This is a genomic window from Mycoplasma anserisalpingitidis (assembly GCF_007858495.1).
Lineage (GTDB): Bacteria > Bacillota_I > Bacilli_A > Mycoplasmatales > Metamycoplasmataceae > Mycoplasmopsis > Mycoplasmopsis anserisalpingitidis_A.
Map to the genome: position 1 here is coordinate 44,765 of NZ_CP041663.1, position 19,753 is coordinate 64,517.

12 protein-coding genes and 2 tRNA genes are annotated in these 19,753 nt (G+C 26.2%); 12 read left to right on the forward strand and 2 right to left on the reverse strand.

Annotation, left to right across the window (positions count from 1 at the left end; all coding sequences use genetic code 4):
• Window positions 1-6: 6 nt before the first annotated feature.
• The 5 genes from FOY43_RS00230 to FOY43_RS00250 all read left to right on the forward strand — a co-directional run bounded on the left by FOY43_RS00230 (window position 7) and on the right by FOY43_RS00250 (window position 4,620).
• On the forward strand, window positions 7-1,548 hold the full coding sequence (locus FOY43_RS00230; RefSeq protein ID WP_146308444.1) for an RNA polymerase sigma factor: 1,542 nt from the start codon (window positions 7-9) through the stop codon (window positions 1,546-1,548).
• Between the two features lie 2 nt (window positions 1,549-1,550).
• Window positions 1,551-2,330, forward strand: a complete 780-nt coding sequence (locus FOY43_RS00235) for a Nif3-like dinuclear metal center hexameric protein (RefSeq protein ID WP_146308446.1) — start codon at window positions 1,551-1,553, stop codon at window positions 2,328-2,330.
• 57 nt (window positions 2,331-2,387) lie between these two features.
• Window positions 2,388-3,101, forward strand: a complete 714-nt coding sequence (locus FOY43_RS00240; protein ID WP_146308448.1) for a pseudouridine synthase — start codon at window positions 2,388-2,390, stop codon at window positions 3,099-3,101.
• Entirely contained in the window at window positions 3,082-3,669 is a 588-nt protein-coding gene (locus tag FOY43_RS00245; RefSeq protein ID WP_146308451.1) for an ECF transporter S component, read from the forward strand. The genes FOY43_RS00240 and FOY43_RS00245 overlap by 20 nt, the downstream gene beginning before the upstream one ends.
• A gap of 102 nt (window positions 3,670-3,771) precedes the next feature.
• Complete coding sequence (locus tag FOY43_RS00250; RefSeq protein ID WP_146308453.1) at window positions 3,772-4,620, forward strand: hypothetical protein; 849 nt, start codon at window positions 3,772-3,774, stop codon at window positions 4,618-4,620.
• 95 nt (window positions 4,621-4,715) lie between these two features.
• On the opposite strand, the gene FOY43_RS00255 is transcribed toward FOY43_RS00250, so the two are convergent.
• Window positions 4,716-4,791 (reverse strand) — tRNA-Lys (locus tag FOY43_RS00255).
• A gap of 7 nt (window positions 4,792-4,798) precedes the next feature.
• Window positions 4,799-4,885, reverse strand: a tRNA-Leu gene (locus FOY43_RS00260).
• 367 nt (window positions 4,886-5,252) lie between these two features.
• Between FOY43_RS00260 and trpS the strand changes: the two genes are divergently transcribed.
• The 7 genes from trpS to FOY43_RS00295 all read left to right on the forward strand — a co-directional run bounded on the left by trpS (window position 5,253) and on the right by FOY43_RS00295 (window position 19,673).
• Window positions 5,253-6,263, forward strand: coding sequence for a tryptophan--tRNA ligase (gene trpS / locus FOY43_RS00265; protein WP_146308455.1), 1,011 nt, complete (start codon window positions 5,253-5,255; stop codon window positions 6,261-6,263).
• Between the two features lie 14 nt (window positions 6,264-6,277).
• Window positions 6,278-8,020 carry a threonine--tRNA ligase gene (thrS, locus tag FOY43_RS00270; protein WP_146308457.1) on the forward strand — a complete coding sequence of 581 codons (1,743 nt, stop codon included), beginning with the start codon at window positions 6,278-6,280 and terminating at the stop codon, window positions 8,018-8,020.
• Window positions 8,013-8,411 (forward strand): MAG3450 family membrane protein, encoded by a 399-nt coding sequence (locus FOY43_RS00275; protein ID WP_146308459.1) that lies wholly within the window; start codon window positions 8,013-8,015, stop codon window positions 8,409-8,411. Before thrS ends, FOY43_RS00275 begins: the two co-directional genes overlap by 8 nt.
• A gap of 9 nt (window positions 8,412-8,420) precedes the next feature.
• Window positions 8,421-10,148, forward strand: a complete 1,728-nt coding sequence (locus FOY43_RS00280; RefSeq protein WP_146308461.1) for an ABC transporter ATP-binding protein — start codon at window positions 8,421-8,423, stop codon at window positions 10,146-10,148.
• Complete coding sequence (locus FOY43_RS00285; protein ID WP_146308467.1) at window positions 10,148-12,094, forward strand: ABC transporter ATP-binding protein; 1,947 nt, start codon at window positions 10,148-10,150, stop codon at window positions 12,092-12,094. Before FOY43_RS00280 ends, FOY43_RS00285 begins: the two co-directional genes overlap by 1 nt.
• Window positions 12,095-12,246: 152 nt before the next feature.
• Window positions 12,247-15,165, forward strand: a complete 2,919-nt coding sequence (locus FOY43_RS00290; RefSeq protein ID WP_146308469.1) for a hypothetical protein — start codon at window positions 12,247-12,249, stop codon at window positions 15,163-15,165.
• A gap of 224 nt (window positions 15,166-15,389) precedes the next feature.
• On the forward strand, window positions 15,390-19,673 hold the full coding sequence (locus tag FOY43_RS00295; protein WP_146308471.1) for a hypothetical protein: 4,284 nt from the start codon (window positions 15,390-15,392) through the stop codon (window positions 19,671-19,673).
• Window positions 19,674-19,753: the final 80 nt, after the last annotated feature.

The following is a 19,753-nucleotide window of genomic DNA, read 5'->3' on the forward strand; positions in this document are numbered from 1 at the left end:
GAAGATATGGAATTCAAATATAAAGATTTAATTGAAATGCTAGAAGCTTATATGAAATCTAAAAAGAAAAAAACACTTAGCCAAGAAGATGTTTTTGAATTTTTAGATAAAAAGAATTTAAGTATTGACGATGAAGAATCTATTGAAGAATTACTTGAAGAACTTTATGAAGCTAATTTAATTGAAGATAAAGTTGATGATGGTGATCTAAATGATATTTCAGATTCAGATTTTGATGAAATCAATAATTCAATCGCTTCAAGTAAAAAAACATCAAAAAAGAAAACTAAAAAAGTTGAAACGCCTGAAATAGATGACTTAGATTCAGATTCTTCATCGGATAAAAATGAAGACGAAATGGATTTTGATTCATTAGGTGAAGATTTTGATGATGACGATTATACTGATGATTTCGATGGTGAGTATGATGAATTAGATGATTTATTAAACTTAGATGATCTTAATGAAGATGATTTATTAAATGATTCGAATGAATCTGATGAAGAAGAAAAAGAAGAAGATGAAGAAGTTGAACTTAAAGATCATGAAAACTATGATGATGAAGATCTTAGTTTAGATAGTCTTGATTTAGACATGTATAATGATGCTGATTTTGATGTTAATCAAGATGATTTAATCAGAGGTAAATCTCTTAATAATAAACTTACTGAAACTAACGACATTGTTAAATGATACATGAGATGAATTGGTAAATATGGTGAACTTCTTAGTGCTGATGAGGAAGTTGAATTAGCTAAAACAATGAACCTTGGTGGTTTTAGAGGAAAAAGAGCTAGAGATAAACTTATTAAACGTAATTTGCGTCTTGTTATTAATAATGCTAAAAAATATAAAAACAGAGGTTTATCGTTTATTGACTTAATTAGCGAAGGTAATGCTGGAATTCTAAAAGCAGCACAAAAATATAATGTTGATAAAGGATTTAAGTTTTCGACTTATGCAACTTGATGAATTCGTCAAGCAATTACCCGTGCAGTGGCTGATCAAGCTAGAACAATTCGTGTTCCTGTTCACATGGTTGAAACAATTAATAAAATTACAAAAATTGAACGTGAATTGCAACAAGAACTTGGACGTGAACCTCTTGATGAAGAAATTGCAGCAAAATTTGGTAATGCATACACAGCTGAAAAAGTTAGATATATCAGAAAAATAAACATCGACCCAATTTCTTTAGATAAACAAATTGGAAAAGAAAACGATTCATCTTTTAGTGATTTTGTTAAGGATGAAAGTATTCCAAACCCAGTTGATTATGCTTCACAAGAACAACTTAGTGAATTATTACTTGACTTAATAGAAAATAATCTTGATAAAAATGATAAAGAATTAATTTGTAAACGTTACGGTGTTGGTTACGATGAAAATGGAAATAGATATAGAGTTCACTCTTTCGAAGAATTAGCAAAAGAACGTGGTGGAGTTTCAAAAGAGAGAATCCGTCAAATTGAAAATAGAATTCTTAGAAGACTTAAAAATTCGTCAAAAAATGGAAAACAACTTATTAAAGACTTCCTTAAAAACTAGCTATGAAAATTAAACAACTAACTGAATTTTTATTTAATAAATACCCCTTAAGTCTCAAAGAAGTGTGAGATCCAAGTGGTTTCTCATTTAAATTTAATTTGAGTGAAAAACTAACTGGAGTAGTTTTGGCTATCGATATTACTGACCAAGTGGTTAACTATGCAATTGAAAATAATTGTAATGTAATTTTAACTCACCATCCATTTTTATTTGAAAAAACAATGGAAATGGAGAAAATTAAAGCTCCATATAAAATTAATTTAATTAAAAAAATTAAACAACATAGAATTAATACTATTTCATTCCACACTAATTATGACAATCATATTCACGGTACTAGTTATCAAATCACTAGATTTATGGGATTAGAAAATTATTCATATTTCCAAAATAATGGTTATCCATGCATATTGAATTATAAAACAACACCATATGAATTTATTAAATTATTAAAAAATAAAATTAAAATTCATAGTTTTAGAACCAATTTAACTAACGAACAATTAAATAAGAATATTACTAAAATTGTTTTAATGAGCGGAAGTGGCTTTGTTGGTGATATTAATGAATGAACTAAAAAAGGTGCAGATTTAATCATTTCAAGTGACTTTCGTTGAAGCGATTGAATAAACTTTGAACAAATCAATGCACCAATTCTTGAAGTACCTCATTTAGATGAACATGTTTTTGTTTGAGATGTATCAACTCAATTAAAAAATAAGTTTGATAAGTTAAATGTTCTTACTTTTGATGTTAAACAACCTTATCGTAATATAGATTAATCAGAGTTTCTGATTTTTCTTTTTCTCTTTATTTTGAAGTATAATATAAAAATAATTATGCGTTTAGACAAGTATTTAAGTAAAGTTTTAGATTTAAGTAGAAGTGAATCAAAAAAATTAATAACAAAAAAAGTTATAAAGGTCAATGATTTATTAGTTAATAAAAATATTGATATTGATGAAAAAAATGACCTAGTTTTTTATGAAGGTAATAATCTAAAATATCAAGAATTTATGTATTTAGCATTAAACAAACCCAAAAATTTTGTTAGTTCGCATTCTGGTGAATTAAATTATAAATCTGTTTATGATCTAATTGATATAAAGTATCATAAATGTGAGATTATTGGTCGTCTTGATGTTGATACTACTGGATTGTTGATTTTAACTAACCAAACCAGTAAAATTCATGAGTTATTATCACCTAAAAAACACGCTTGAAAAACTTATTTAGTAACTCATTTAAAACAATTAAGTGAGAAAAATATTGATCAACTAAAGAGCGGAATAAAAATAAACGAAGAGTTTACAACTTTAGAAGCTAAAGTAAAAAAAGTAAGTGATTTTCAAACTCTTTTAAGTATTAGAGAGGGAAAATTTCACCAAATTAAAAGAATGTTTAAAGCAATTAATAACCAAGTAAATGAACTAGAAAGAACAAGTTTTAATAAACTAAATTTAAGAAACTTAAATTTAAAAATTGGAGAGTATAAAGTATTAAATGAAAGGGAAGTAGAACTACTATTTGATTATGAAAAAGACAACTATTAAAGATATCGCTTATTTAGCTATTTATTTTGCTTTAATACTAATTTTTTCTCTTGTTCCTTTTCTAGGACTTATTCAAGTTTTTAGCATAAGTATAAATTTACTTACTATTATTATAGTAATTGCTACTTTTCACCTTGGTTTAAGAGGATCACTTTTTAGTGCATTATTTGTCGGAATTGGCTCGTTTATAAGTGCTTTAGTGTATGGTAAAGCATTATTTATCTTTGCTGATATTGCTATTGTACCAAGGTTTTTATTAGGATTTGTCAGTTATTTTATATATTGAGTTTTCAGAAAAAAAGTTAGTATTATTTCAGTTTTTGTAAATACTTTTGTAACTGTTTTATTTAATAGCATTTTAGTAACTGCTATGTTGTTTATACACCATTCAATAGTAAAAATTGATTTTATCAAGAATTTTGTTGTTTGAATCAATCTGATTTGAATAAATGTTTTAGTTGAAGTAATAGTATTACCAATCTTATCTATTTTATTATTCAAGTTTATCAAATTCATACATAATAAAAGAGTTGAAGAACTTAAAAATATTTCGGATATATATTATTAAGTTTTTTCCATAATTTTGAGTATTAATTAAATGTTAAATTAATCTTTTGATAAAACTAGTATATAATTTATAAAGAAATATTATTGTTAAAAAGGATGAAATATGAGTAAAACAAACAAAAAATCTCTAAAACTTATTATAGGTTTATTACTTGCTGGTTCTGCTGTTACAATTGGTTCATGTATTGTAGCTCAACAAATGATAGAAAAAGAATCACTTAGAAGAGCATATATAAAGAATTTTGAAATTAATGAAGTTAGACGTGATGGATTAAGAGATTTAATTAGTAAATTAGATGATACTGAAGAACACAAAAATAGAAGAGATTCTTTATTAAATAAATATAGTAGTCTTTTAAGTGTTACAACAGACCCAAAAAAACTAAAAACAAATAATGATGAATTAAAAAGTGTATTCGAAGATCTTTCAAAAGAAATCGATCCACTTTATGGTACTGAAAAAGAAAAATTAGAAAATGTTTACCAAAAAGCATTGGAGGCTAACGCTTTATATGATAAAACATATCAACTTCAATCAATTAATGAAGTAAAAAATTCAAGAGATTGATTGGAAAACAAAGATAATGCTATAACAATCCAAAAAGTTAAAGATGAAACCGCAAGAATGGCAACTCTTATTAAGAATCTTCAAGAATTTTCTGAATTAAGATCTAATATTACAAAAATTATAACTTTTGACACTATTGAATCTTCAAAAGCTAAAAAAGTTATTGATGCTGCATTAAATAGTAAGAATCCTACATACAAAAATGAAGCAGCAACATCAGAAATCGTTAAAAAAGTATTAGAAATTAAAAATAACATTGAATTTAAAAATTCAAAATTAGTTGCTTTTAAAGATGTAGATGAATTTACAGATGCTCAAAAATCATCAATTAATCAAACAATATCAGAATTAAATGAACTTTATAAAAACTTAGAAAACCTATAATTAAATGCCGATTTGGCATTTTTATTTATATTCTAGTAGGATATTAATAAATAAAAAAACACCAATTAAGGTGTTTTGGTCAACTTTCATTGAACTGGTACGCTCTAGAGGATTCGAACCTCCGACCCAATGGTTAAAAGCCATTTGCTCTACCTTCTGAGCTAAGAGCGCAGATAATTGGTGCCCAGAACTGGACTTGAACCAGCACAGTATTGCTACCGAGGGATTTTAAGTCCCTTGCGTCTACCTATTCCGCCACCTGGGCTTTTGCTTTGTTGCTTTACTATTATATACCAATTTTTTTTAATCCAAAGAAATTTTCATTTTTTTTATTAAGAATTTTTTTAGTTGTTTTAGCAATAGACTGATTACATTACAATAAGTTTTGAAATGCAAATATTTAATCAATAAATATAAATATTACATAGTTGAATTTAATTGGTTATCATATTTTAAATTATAAGTTAAAAGTATTTTTTGTATTCTTTGAAGTGCAATAGTAAAATATATTATTCTTCAAAGAATAATTGGAATAGAATGCAATTTATTAATCTTATTAATAAAGTGCTAATGACTATGAAAAATCACTAAAAGTAATAAAATATAAACATATATAAAATATAGGAGATTTTATGGATACGAACAAGAAAAAAGTTCTTGTAACAGGAATTAAACCTACAGGTGATTTAACACTAGGAAATTATATAGGTGCTTTAGTTCCCTTTCTTAATTTACAAGATAAATTTGAAGAATGTTACTTTTTTGTAGCAGATTTACACGCTTTAACTACTGGTGATATCAAACCAAATGATTTAATGAAAAATAGAAAAGATGTCGTTGCGCTTTATTTAGCATGTGGACTTGATTTAAATAAAGTAAATATCTTTTATCAATCTGAAGTTATGGAACATGGAATGATGCAATGATTATTAACTTGTGAAACAGCAATAGGTGAATTAGAAAGAATGACTCAATTCAAAGATAAATCACAAAAAATGATTAAGCAAGCTAATGGTACTGAAAAAATACCTACCGGTTTATTGATGTATCCTACTTTAATGGCTGGTGATATCATTCTTTATGATGCTGATGCTGTTCCGGTGGGCGAAGATCAAACTCAACATCTTGAACTTACACGGACATTAATTAAAAGAATTAATAAACGTTATAAATTAAACTTTAAAACTCCTAAATCATTTATACCTGAAGTTGGAGCCAGAATTAAATCTTTAAGTGATCCAACTCAAAAAATGTCTAAAAGTGAAAAAGGAAGTAAATCAACTATTTATTTATTTGATGATCCTAAAGAAGCTTATAACAAAATCCTTAAAGCAGTAACAGACAGCGAAAACAAAATTTACATTAGCGAAGAAAAACAAGGTGTGCTTAACTTATTAAATATTTATGCTGCTCTTAAAAAGGTATCTCTTGAAGAAAGTGAAAAACACTTTTTAGACAAAAATTACAAAGAATTAAAAGAAGAAGTTGGACAATTAGTGTTTGATTTGTTAACTGATATCCAAACTAAATATAAACTTGCTCTAGAAAAAGTAGACCAAATTACTGAACAAGGTGCGCAAAAAGCAAGAACCGTAGCTTCAGTAAACTTAAACAAATTAATGAAAAATATGGGATTTAAATAATAAAAGAGGTTACAATGAAAGCAAATAAGCAATTAAACCATACAACAAGCCACTTGCTTGGTGCTGCAGTAGAAAAATTATATCCAAACGTTAAACTTGGTTTTGGACCTGCTACAGATGAAGGATTTTACTACGACTTTGAATTTGAAAATCCAATTAGTGATACAGAATTAAACAAAATTGAAAAATTAATGAAAAAATTAGCTTCAAGAAACTTAGTTATGAAGCAAGTAAGTATTAACGAATACAGTTTTGAAAACAAACCATACAAAAAAGAACTTTATGAAGAACTTAAAGCTAAAGGTGCTGATATTACTTTTTATGCTTTAGTTGATCTGCTCAATAACGAAACAGTTTTTGTAGATCTTTGTGCTGGAAACCATGTAGAAGATACTAAGAAAATTAAACACTTTAAGCTTCTTTCTCTTGCTGGTGCATACTGAAGAGGAAATTCAGATAATATTCAATTAACCAGAATTTATGGTACTTCCTGAGAATCAAGTGATGAATTGAATCAATACTTAGAAATCCTTAAAGATAGAAAAGAAAGAGATCATAGAAAAATTGGTAAAGAGTTAAAACTTTTTGCATTCAATCGTCTTGGTGGACAAGGTCTTCCATTCTGACTTGAAGATGGAATGTACATCCACAATGAAATTAGAAATTTAATTTTAAAAATGGATCGTAAATATGGATTTACTGAAGTGTTAACTCCACATTTTGGTGAAGAAGAACTTTACAGACGTTCAGGACATTTAGCTCACTATAAAGATGATATGTTTAGTGCAATGGTTGTTGAAAATGAAAGACTTATTCCACGTCCAATGACTTGTCCACACCACATTATTTGTTATAACATGGAAAAACGTTCGTACCGTGATTTGCCTATAAGATATAGTGAACAATCTCAGTTATATCGTTATGAAAAATCTGGAGCATTAACTGGACTTGAACGTGTTAGAGGAATGCTTTTAACTGAAGGACACTTATTCTTAAGAAAAGATCAAATTAAAGATGAGTTCAAACTAATGTACTCACAAATTAAAGAAACATTAGAACTTTTTAAACTTAATATTAGTTATATTTCACTTAGTTTAAGAGATAAAAACAACAAAGAAAAATACTATGATGATGATCATATGTGAAACACTTCTGAAAATCAACTTCGTGAAGTTTTAAATGAACTAGGTGTTGAATATGAAGAAAAGATAGGCGAAGCGGCTTTTTATGGACCTAAAATGGATATTCAAATTTTTACCGCTTTAGGACATGAAGTCACAATTTCAACTTTACAATTAGACTTTTTACTTCCTGAAAAATTTGATTTAAGTTTCATTAATAAAAATAATGAAAACGAAAGACCTGTTATGCTACACCGTGGATTGATCGGTACATATGAAAGATTTGTAGCTACAATGCTTGAACAAACTAAAGGTAATTTACCATTCTGGCTTGCTCCAAAACAAATTACAATTCTTCCTGTAAATGAAAAAGTTAATTTAGATTATGCTAAAGAAATTAAAGATTTATTGTTCAATCTTGATTTTAGAGTAAAAATTGATGATCGTGAAGAAAGAATTTCTAAAAAGATGAGAGAAGCTCAAATGTCTAAATCTAAATTCCAATTAATCTTGGGTGATGAAGAGCAAAAAAATAGAACTATTTCTTATAGAGAATATGGCAAAAGCGAAACTAAAACAGTTTCGATTGATGAATTTGTTTTATTAATTACTAAATTAAAAGCAAACTATGAATAAAATAACTGAAAAAAGTAAACAATTAAACCAATATATATTTATAACAATCTGCATAATTTTGCCTGCAATAACATTCTGAATTATCGGAACTGATGACTTTAAATTGAGAGTATTTCCACAGAAATTTCTCTGAATTGCTTTAACCACCAATATAATTTGTGTTTTAATTATATGAGTGGTTCTGCTTTGATTTAATAAAATCAAAAGTGACAGTTTTGGGATAGTTGGCTCATTGTTGGCAGCTTTTTTCTTTATTTTGGGTTTTAATGAACTTAAAAGTACTTTGAGAATTGTTATGCTAATACCAATTATTGTTATTTCATTGTTGAGTTTTTATATTTCAGGCATTATCGAAGATTATTTAATGAATAGAAAGAAAAAATATAAATAAAGGAGAAAAATGACAATAAGACAAATTGCTAAACGTACTTGGCTTGAATCTACCATTTCTATTGTTTTTATTACTATAGAAGTTATTTGCCAGATTTTGATTCCTACCTTTATGGCTAACTTAATCGATCAAGGGATTCAACCTCAAAATCAACTTGAAATTTATAAATGAAGTGGATTGATATTCCTCTTCGCAATTCTATCTTTAATTTGTGGTGCAATTTCAGGAGTTTTCGCTTCCAAAGCTTCAGGAATGTTAGCTAGAGATTTAAGATATGAATTATTCCAAAAAATTCAAAACTTTTCATTTGGAAATATAGACAAATTTAGCACCGGAAGCTTAATTGTTAGATTAACAAATGATATTACTAATATAAGAATGGCTTATATGAACATAATTCGTACCATGATTCGTGGTCCAATTATGCTTGTTGGTGCAGTTATTTTAGGATTTATTAACAGTACAAAATTAGCTTGAATTTTACTAGTTGCTCTTGTAATAATGGGAACAGTATTTACTGTTATTTTCTGAATTGTATATCCAAAATTCAAAAAATCATTAGAAGTAATGGACCAATTTAACAGTAAAGTTCAGGAAAACTTAAGTGCTATCAAAACTATTAAATCATTCAATAAAGAAAAACATGAATTTACTAATTTTGAAAAATTTACATTGAAATTAAGAGATATTTTGATGAGAAACGACAAAACCATTGCATGAGGTCAATTTACATTTTTAGGATTAATTTTCCTCTCATCATTATTAATTTCTTATTTAACAACACAAAACATTGTTTCAACTCATGGCAGTGGCGATTTAACAATCGGTATTCTTACATCTTTTGTTTCATACTTATGACAAGTTATGACTTCATTAATGATGATTGTTATGGTTGCAGCTTCAATCATTTTTGCTAGAGCTGGAGCCGCTCGTATTGCTGAAGTTCTTTCTGAAGAAAGTACCATTCAAAATGTTGCAAGCCCTATTAAAGAGTTAAAAAACTTTGATATTAAATATGAAAATGTATTTCTTAAATATCATGAAAATGATGAGAATTACACTCTTAAAAATATTAATTTAGAAATTAAAGAAGGTCAAACAATTGGAATTGTTGGATCAACAGGTTCAGGAAAAAGTTCATTAATTCAACTTCTACCTAGACTTTATGATATTTCCGAAGGAAAATTAACAATTGGTGGAATTGAAGTTAAAGATTATGATTTAGAATTCCTTAGGGATAATGTTTCAATGGTTTTACAAAAGAACGTTCTTTTTAGTGGAACCCTTAGAGAAAACATGCAATGAGGTGATCCTAATGTTACTGATGATGAGATTAAGGAAGCACTTAGAATATCAAGTGCACATGACTTTGTATTCTCAAAAGAAGAAGGTTTAGATCAACGTGTTGCTCAAAAAGGAAACAATTACTCTGGTGGACAAAAACAAAGACTTTGTATTGCTAGAGCGTTAATCAAAAAACCAAAAATCTTAATTATGGATGACTCAACTAGTGCGGTGGACACTAAAACTGATAAACAAATTAGAATGGCGCTAAGAAACAACTTACCAAATACTACAAAGATTATTATTGCCCACAGAATTAGTTCAATCGAAACTGCAGATAAAATTATTGTTATGAAAAAAGGTGAAATCAGTGGATTTGGTACTCACCAAGAACTCCTTGAAAACAATGAGTTTTACGCTGGTTTATATTATTCACAAAATGGAGGTAAATAATGCATCATTCTTCTAGTAGAACAGCAAAAAGAGCTCCGATTCAAAAAGGAATGTTCAAAGCTTTATTAAAATATATTTTTAAAGCTAATAAAGTTTTATATCCTTTAGCAGTTTTATTAAACTTATTTTCTTCGTTTACTTTAATTCTTGCACAAATGTTTATTGGGGTTGTGGTTGTTGGCTGATTTTTAGACCCATGACTTAAAGCTTTATCAACTGATCCTAACGCAGCCTTTAATTGAGCAGAATTTAATAAATATGTAATTATTTATATCTCAATTTTAGTTTTAACTCTTGCTGCTATGTTAGCTTCTCAAAGAATTATGGCTAACATTACTCATAATACTCTAAAAAAATTAAGAGATGAATTATATACTTCAGTACAGAAAAAACCTGTTAGATTCTTCGACACAACTCAAGATGGCGAAATTATGGGATATTTCATTAATGATATTGAGTTAATCAAAACGATGATTCAATCAATTCCTGATATTGTTCAAGCTATTTTTACAGTTATCGTTTCGCTTGTATTTATGTTTATTCAAAGCTGATCATTAACAATTGTTGCAATATTCCTTGTTGGATTAATTATGCTTGTGATGCAAATTATTGTTAAATTTTCAAGTAAGTACTTTGTTAGAACTCAAACTAGTTTAGGAAATACTAATGCTTACATCAACGAAATGATTGATGGATTAAGAGTTGTTAAAGTGTTTAATTATGAAGATAAATCACTTGAAAAATTTGATAAATTAAATCAAGAATTATATGAAAATGACAGAATTAGTAAGAATTTAAGTAACATATTAATGCCTATTGCAATTAATATGGGAAACATAAATTATGCTATTTTAGGACTTCTTGGTTCATTAATGATTGTTAATTCAACTGCATTAAATACTTATGGATTAGCGCTAAGTATCGGTACACTCATTTCATTCTTACAATTAGCTAGAAGCTTTACTCAACCAATTAGTTCAATTTCGCAAAACGTTGGTTCGATCTTAATGGCTCTTAGTGGTTTTCAAAGAGTTAAAAATGTTTTAGATTTACCTGATGAAATTGGTGAAGGGCAAATCATTTCAGTTTACGGAATTTTTGATGAAAACAATAATATTATTGAAGTTACTGAAACTGAAAGAAATAACAATCCAGAAATCAAAAAATACTGAAAAATAAATAACAATGGTGTGATTAGTTATATTCCATGTTCAACTAAAGGTGTTATTCTAGAAAATGTAAACTTTAGTTACAACAAAAATAAACCAATATTAAAGAACATTAATTTAACTGTAAAACCAGGTCAAAAAATCGCTATTGTTGGACCTACTGGTGCGGGTAAAACAACTATTACAAACTTATTGAACAGATTTTACGATATTGATTCAGGAAATATTTATATCGATGGAATTAATATAAGAGATATTAATAAAAAAGATCTACGTGAAAAAATTGGAGTAGTACTTCAAGATACTTATCTTTTCAGTGACACAGTAAGAAATAATATTTCGTATGGTAGAGAAAATGCTACTATTGAAGAAATTATTGAAGCAGCCAAAGTTGCTAATGCTGATTCATTTATTAACTTAATGAGTAAAGGTTATGATACTTACCTTGAATCTGCCGGAGCAAATTTAAGTCAAGGTCAAAGACAATTGTTAAGTATTGCTAGAGTCGCATGTTGCAATCCTGACATTCTAATTCTTGATGAAGCTACAAGTAATATTGATACTAAAACCGAAAAAGAAATTCAAAAAGCATTAAGCAATTTAATGAAAGACAAAACAAGTTTTATTATTGCCCACAGATTAAGTACAGTTAGAAATGCAGACGTTATTTTAGTTCTTAAAGACGGCGAAATAAACGAAATCGGAACTCATGATGAATTAATCAAAAACCATGGTTTATATTACGCATTATACACCGGAAATCTTGAATTATCTTAGACAACACTCAGTGTTGTTTTTATTTACTTTTTACAAAAACTACTATTTTTTAGTATTAAAAGCACAAAGTCTTTTTTTTTTTTTTTTTGAATTTTTGAATGAAATAATATAATATATAGGATAAATTTTAATATTGAATATTAAGGTAATTTATGAAAAAGAAAAATAAAAAACTACTTATTTCATTAATAGCATTAGGTTGTGTTGGTGTGATTACATTAAGCGCATCACTAGCGGCATGTTCAATAATTCAAAAAAATACAAATTCGGAATATAAAGAAAAAATTACTAAATTACTTTCTGAAATAAAAGATGAAATTAAAATTTTGGAAGGTGATCAACGCAAAGAAGTGAATGACTTTTTTGATTACATTAATCAAGTTGAAAGTTCACTAAATGAAAATACAAATAAAAAAGATGATTACAATGAATTATTAAACAGATATACAACTTTTGCAAAAGAAATTTATAATCAAGAGAAAATTAAATTATCAAAACTTATTAATGAGATAAAAAACATATTAAAAACTGAATTTAGTGATGAAAAATATTCATCTATTCATCAGTCATTATCAAAATTTGTAGTTGACAAAAGTGTTCTTTTAGATCAGGAAAGTAATTCAACTTACATAGATTTAATATTAGCTCAAAAAGATTTATTAAAAGCTTTAGAAGAAGCTAATAAAAATAAAGAAGCTACAGATAATAATTTAAGAGATGAACTTAAAGCTAAACAAGATAAATTCAAAGAAAAATTAAGTGAGGCTAAAAACAATAATATTGACATTTATGAGAACAATAATGATGATGAGTTAAAAACTATTTTAAAACCTTTAGAAGATTTCATAAATGAACTTTTAGGAAAAATTGAATCGTTAGATTCTCAGGAAATTGATAAAAATAATAATGAATTAGACAAATTATTGGAAAACACTTTAGAAAAAATTAGAGAATATAATGAAGAAAAGAATAAAGCTATTCAGAAATATTTAGAATTATTAGAACAAGCTAATGAATTAAAGGAGTTATTTGACAATAAAAATGCATCAGAATTTATAAATGAATTAAACAATTTTATGTCAAATATGCCTGATTCAGAAGAAATTAAAATTTTTTCAGTTTCTAAAATCGAAACAAAAAGTGAAGAACTTTCATCATTTTTAGAAGATATTTTAGCAAGATTTAATCAAGTTGTTTCAAAACAAGATGAACTTAAAAAATACTACGATTCAGTTATTGATAATGAATTAAACAAATACGACAATTATCCAACAATCAAAAATGATCTTGAAGAAAAACTTAATGGTGTCATTAAAGATTATGATAAAGTTTTTGATAATAATGAATTAGACTCTAAATTTAATGAGATTAACAACGCATTAAACAAAGCTGAGCAAGAAAAGAATAAACAAAATGAAAATACTAGTGATGAATCTGATGAAGTTGATTACAAAAAAATATTATTAGAAAAAATTAATCACGCAAAAGAGCATGAATTAAAGATGCTTGAAAAAACAAATGAGGAAGCTATTTATCGAATTTTAAAACCATTTGAAGAATATGTTAACGGTATCGAAATTCAAATTAATGATTTAAATGGTGAAGAATTAAAAAATAAAAATATAGAATTTGACTTAGCTTTAGAAAAAGTTCGCAACTATTTAGATGAATTTAGTAAATATAAGGAAAGAGTTGTTAAAGAATACATAGAAGCAGCGAATAATTTTAAGAAATTTGTTGAAGATTTTGAAAAAACAAAATACGAAAATATCAAAGCAGGATTACGTGAAGAAGCTTCTTATATTGTAGATGAAGAAACTGCTAAAACTATTTCAACATATTATTTAAATCTTATGATTAGTCAATTTACAAATTCAATAAATCATGCAAACGAACGAGTTAAAGAAATAGAAAATAAACAACTAGAGTTGAAAAATAAATATGATTCTGCTGTTATTGAAATAGCTAATTATGATAATTATCCAGAAATCAAAAGTGAGTTAGAGAGTGTACTAAATAGTGCGATTGATAACTATGAAGAAATAATTATAATTACTGAACTCAATGAAAGAATCAATAAAATCGAATCAGCATTAAATAAAGCTAAGAAAGATAAAGAAGCTGAAGATAAGAAGAAATATCGTGAGGAACAGATTAAAAAAATAAAAGATTTAGTAGAGCTTATAAAAGAACATATGACTCATCGCAATGAATACAACGATCCTAAATGAGAAGAATTATTTAGTGATCTTCAAATATATTTAGATGAGGTTGATGGAAAAGAAGAAACTTTCGATGATAATCAACTATACTACTATTATAATGATAAGGTTATTTTATATGTAAATGATTGTATTGAGGGAAGGGAAAGATATAAAACCGAATTAGAATCTGCCATAGAATGGAATTTGGGTAGATTAGAGTGATTTATTGAGATTTACGATAGATATAATAAATTTGAAGGCACAATAGAGTGAACTAATCTTGCTGCAAAATACAAAAATTATATTGATAGCAGTTTAACTCGTCAAGATCTTGAAAAATTACCTATAGCAAGGATTCAAGCAATTACTGATGAAATTGATTCTTTAAGAATTGAGTTATTGCGTCTTAGGGAAGAAATTAATAAATATCGTGAACAAGTAAAAATTGCAATGAAAACAGAAACTATCACTAATATTATTGTATTTGCCAATAATATTTATCGTGAAGTACAAAAAACCATCGACGATATAACGCAAGGTTGACAAAAAGAGATTGATACTAAAAAATTAGAAAAGATGAAGAGTGACTTAGATGCTGCATGACCTGGAATTTTAGAATCTGCAAAAAATGAGGTTATTAAAGAAGCGCAAGATAGCATAAACTCATGAAAAAATACTTTACCTAGTGATTGAAGTGATAGTAAATATGATCAAGTAAGAAATGAATTTGATGTCATTGTTAATGAATTACAATCATACATAGAAAGTGATAAACAATTTAACGAAATAGGTATTAAATCGATTGAATTAAATTCAATTTTCTCACAAAACATTTTACCTAAAATTCAAGAAATATCAGGACAATAAGGTTATTTAATCTAGTATAATTCACTAAAAATTACGATGTGGTGTTTAATTACGCCACATTTTTATTTGATTAAAAATAAAAATTTTCTACCTGCAGGAACACAATACAAATTGTATAAAAAGTGAAATTCTTTTCCATAAAAGTCCTTTTTGGGCGTTTTTTTTTTTTTTTTTTTGATAGTGAATATAATTCAAATATAGAAATTAAATTAAAAAGGGGGAAAATGAGTAAAAAACATAAAAAAATTCTTATTTCACTTATTGCATTAGGTGCTGTTAGTGTAACTGCTTTAGCTGGTTCGTTGGTAGCATGTACTGAATTAAATCGTAATAAAAATTTGGAATACAAAAACAAATTTTCTATTTTGTTAACTAAAATTAAAAGTGAGTTAAATTTCTTAGTTGAAAATCAAACTGAAGAAGTTATTAAATTTAGAGAATCTTTAAATGAAGTTGAAAAAAATTCAAACAAATCTACTAGTTTTAGAGATAAATATGATGAATTATTCAAGAAATATGAAAACTTTAGTTCAATTATTACAGAACAGGAAAAAAGAAAATTAATAAATTTAATAAATGAAACTAAGAAATTACTAGAAATTAATTTTGCCGATCAAAAGTATTTAAATATCACTTCTAATGTTTATAAAATATTAGAAAAAAATAGTGTTTCTTCTGAAGAAAAATTTATTTCATATGTTTCTTTAATTCAATTTCAAAATGAAATAAAGAATGCTATTGATAAAGCAAATAAAAATAAGGAAATTATCGATAGTGAAGAGCAAATTGAAAATGATAAAGTTGTTAAAGATCTCCAAGAACTACAAGATATTTTCCTAGATAAAGTATTAGAAATTAAAAATGAATATCTTAAAAATTACCCTAGTTTAAATGATCCTAGATTAAATTCAATATTAAGACCGCTAAATGACTTAGTAACTAATGTTTTAGTATTAGTTAGAGAAATGGATTCAAGCAAAATTGATGAAACTACAAAAATATTAAATGATTTAACAAAACGAACGGTGAATAATTTGAATAAATATAATGTCGAAAAAGAAAAGTCATTAAAAAATTACAGAGACAATCTTGCAATACTTAGTCATTTAAAAAATACTTTAATGCAAACTAATTCACATGATCTTTTAGATAAAGTTAATAATTATTTAGACACTATTCTTAATGATGAACAATTACAAGTTCTTTCAAAAGAGCAATTAGATAAAAAAGCTTATGAAATTTCAATAGTTGTTGAAAATGTTTTATTAAGTATAGATGAAGCAAAAATAAAACAAGAATTTCTTAAAAATCTTTATGACAACGCTTATGAAAACGAATTAGATAGATATAATGACTATTCTGAAATTAAAAATGTTTTGAAAAAATCATTAGACCAAAGTATAGAAAATTATATAAATGTTTTCGATGTTAATGAATTGGATAGAAGAATTAACCTAATCAATAAAGCGATTACCAAAGCTAAAAATGATTTAGAGTTAGTGGATAATAATACACTATATGAAGAAAAGTTAGAACAATTAAGATCATTAATTAAAACTATTAAAGAGAATCAATTGAATAATTTTGATTTAATACAAGAACTTGAAATTAAAAAGATATTAACTGAACTTAATGATCTCACTATAGAAGCTGAAAATAATATTTTGAGTTTTAACGATGATGAAATAAATAACAAATTAAAGCAATTGAATGAAATTTTAAATAAAACTAATACCACTCTTAAAAACTATATAAGTCAAAAAAGTATAGCATTTAAAAAACTTATAGAGGCTAAAGAAAGCGCAACAAAACTTTTGGATTCCCTTACTCACGCTGACTGAAATGAATTTAAATTAGACTTATCAAAAGTAGTTCAAGAAGCTAATAATTTGGATAAAAATACATCTACACTCAAAGAAATAAATGATTTAACCACTAAAATTAAAGATGCACAAGTTTTATTACAAAACACTAAAAACAACATTGACTTAAGACAACATGAATTAAAAGAATATTATGATAATCTTGTTAAAAATGAATTGCCAAAATATACTAACTATAAAGATATTTATGATGAATTATCTGCTTCATTAGATTCAGTTATTGAAAATTACAATGATATAATTAAACAAGAAACATTCAATAGCGCATATAATTCAATGGACAACGCTGTTGAAAAAGCAAGAAATGATTTGAATAAATCACTTAAAGATAAATTACTTGCAAGAATTAATGAAATTAGAGCTGAAGAAGCATTTTCTACTGATGAGTTATTTTCTAGTCAAAATGATGAATTAGAAAAAACATTAAGTAGTGCAATTGAAACAGATGACAAGGATTCGACTTGATTAGCAGATCAATTACAAAATTTAAATAATACTTACAGTAAATTAACAAATGAAGCTGATGCTATAGTTAAAAGTAAAATTGCTCAATTTGCTTCTACTCTTTCTAATCTAAGAGATGAAGAAAATCTTGAACCTGTATTAATTAGTTTAATTGATGTAAAATTGCAATCTTCTAATAGTGAAGGCAAAAATCTTGCGTTATTAGTTGAAGATTATAAGACTCTAAAAGATGCTAATAATAAAATTCCTTCAGTAGTTAATCTTTATAAAGAAATAAATAAAGCTAAAAATGAAGTTTCAAATGAACTTTCAAATAATACAGAATACAAAAATATTTTAGATAATTTTAATGATATTGTAAGTTCTCTACCACAATATATTGACTTTAATCAAGAACAAGAAGAATTTAATCAAAATATAACTCAAATACTTCAACAATTAAAGGAAGCAAAAGATAATGCATTAGTTGAAAAATATAGATTAGATATTACTAGCGAAGTAACATATTGAATGGATAACAATCGTTTAAATAATGATTTTAATTACATTAATTCAACTAATTTAGCAAATGAAATCAATATCTTACTAAATAATGCTTCTAATAATACTAATTATTCATTAGAGCAAATTAAAGAATCATTTAACTCTATGAATTCAAAAATTCTTGAAGGTTATAAAAATATATTAAATAAACTTGTAAATAATGTTGAATCACAAAACTATGATTACACTACACATGTCGATCTTAAAAAACTTCTTGATGAAGCAAAAATTTTATTTGAAAGTAATGACCCCCACACAATACAAACTAAATTTACTGAATTAAAAGATGAATTTGAAAGATTAAAATCTTCTGATGCTGCTAGACTTAGATCTTTAGAAAGACTTAAATCTAAAATTAAGGAAGCGAACACCTTCAATACAAATACAAAAGATAATGAAAGATTTGTAGAAATTAAAACTGAACTTAAAAATGCTATAGATGAAGCTAGCGAAGGAGATATTGAAATTTTATCTCAGGAAGAAATTAACCAACGTTTAACTGCATTATCTCAAGCTCTTGATACAGCAATCTTTGATAAAGTTATTGAAGAGCAAACTGCTGAAGCTAATAAACAAACTTATAAATCAATAATTAATCAAATAAGTAACGAAGAAACAAAAATAATGTATGAACCTCTTTATGCAAGTATTAAAACAACCATGCGTAATGATACTGATGCAATAAATACTGTGAATGAATCAAAACTTGATGATTTGCATTCAAATACAATAGCAAATTTAAACACTAAGTTAAATAAAATTTTAAGGGATGCTAAACAAGCCCAAGTAAACAAATATGGTGAAATTAAAATTGAATTAACAAACTTATCGAATAAGTTTGATGAAAAATATACTACATTTGCAGATTTAGTTAACGCTGATCAGTGATTTGCTAATAAAACTTATAGTGAAGATTTTAAAAATAAAGTAAGAACTTATACAGCAAAAATGAATGAAAAAGCAAATAAATACAAAGAATATTTAACTACTGAAAATCCTGATATTTTCACAATATATGGTTATTCTAGAAATTATGAATTCTTGCTTAAATTTATGGAATGATTTGAAAATGTTGCAGCAATAGAGACTCAAGATGGGTTTGTTGACGAAACTAAATATGCAATGTTAGATGATATGTTAAACACTCACTATAATGATTTTGCAACAAGTGGATTTAGAAATTTATTATTAGCTGGTTCTAAAACTTCACAAAACATTCGTGGTTGAGAAAACTTAAATTCTCGTGGTGCTGAGGGATATCAAAATTATATATACTTAAGATATGTTGGAAAAGAAGGAACTGATATGACTAAAAGAGATGGTTTCAATGAACAGTTATGAACTTCAAATGGTTTAATTCCTCTAATTTGAAACACTCAGCAATGAATGGATCGTTTATTTTCTCCTGAATTTGTGAATAATATATCAACCAATAAACCAGAATATAAAAATGAACTTTATAACTCTGTTTTTGCAGAATTTGCAAATGATGAAAATAAATTTGTAATGAAGCGTTGATATTCAACAAAATATTTAGTTAAATTATCTGATTTTATTGAAAATACTACTAGATATCCAGAAATTAAAGATAGTTTTTCTATTGAAACACTTATTTAACTTATATATTAAAAAACCAATCTAACTTAATATAAATGCAATAGTTGACATTAATTTGTCAACTTTTTTAATCTAGTTTA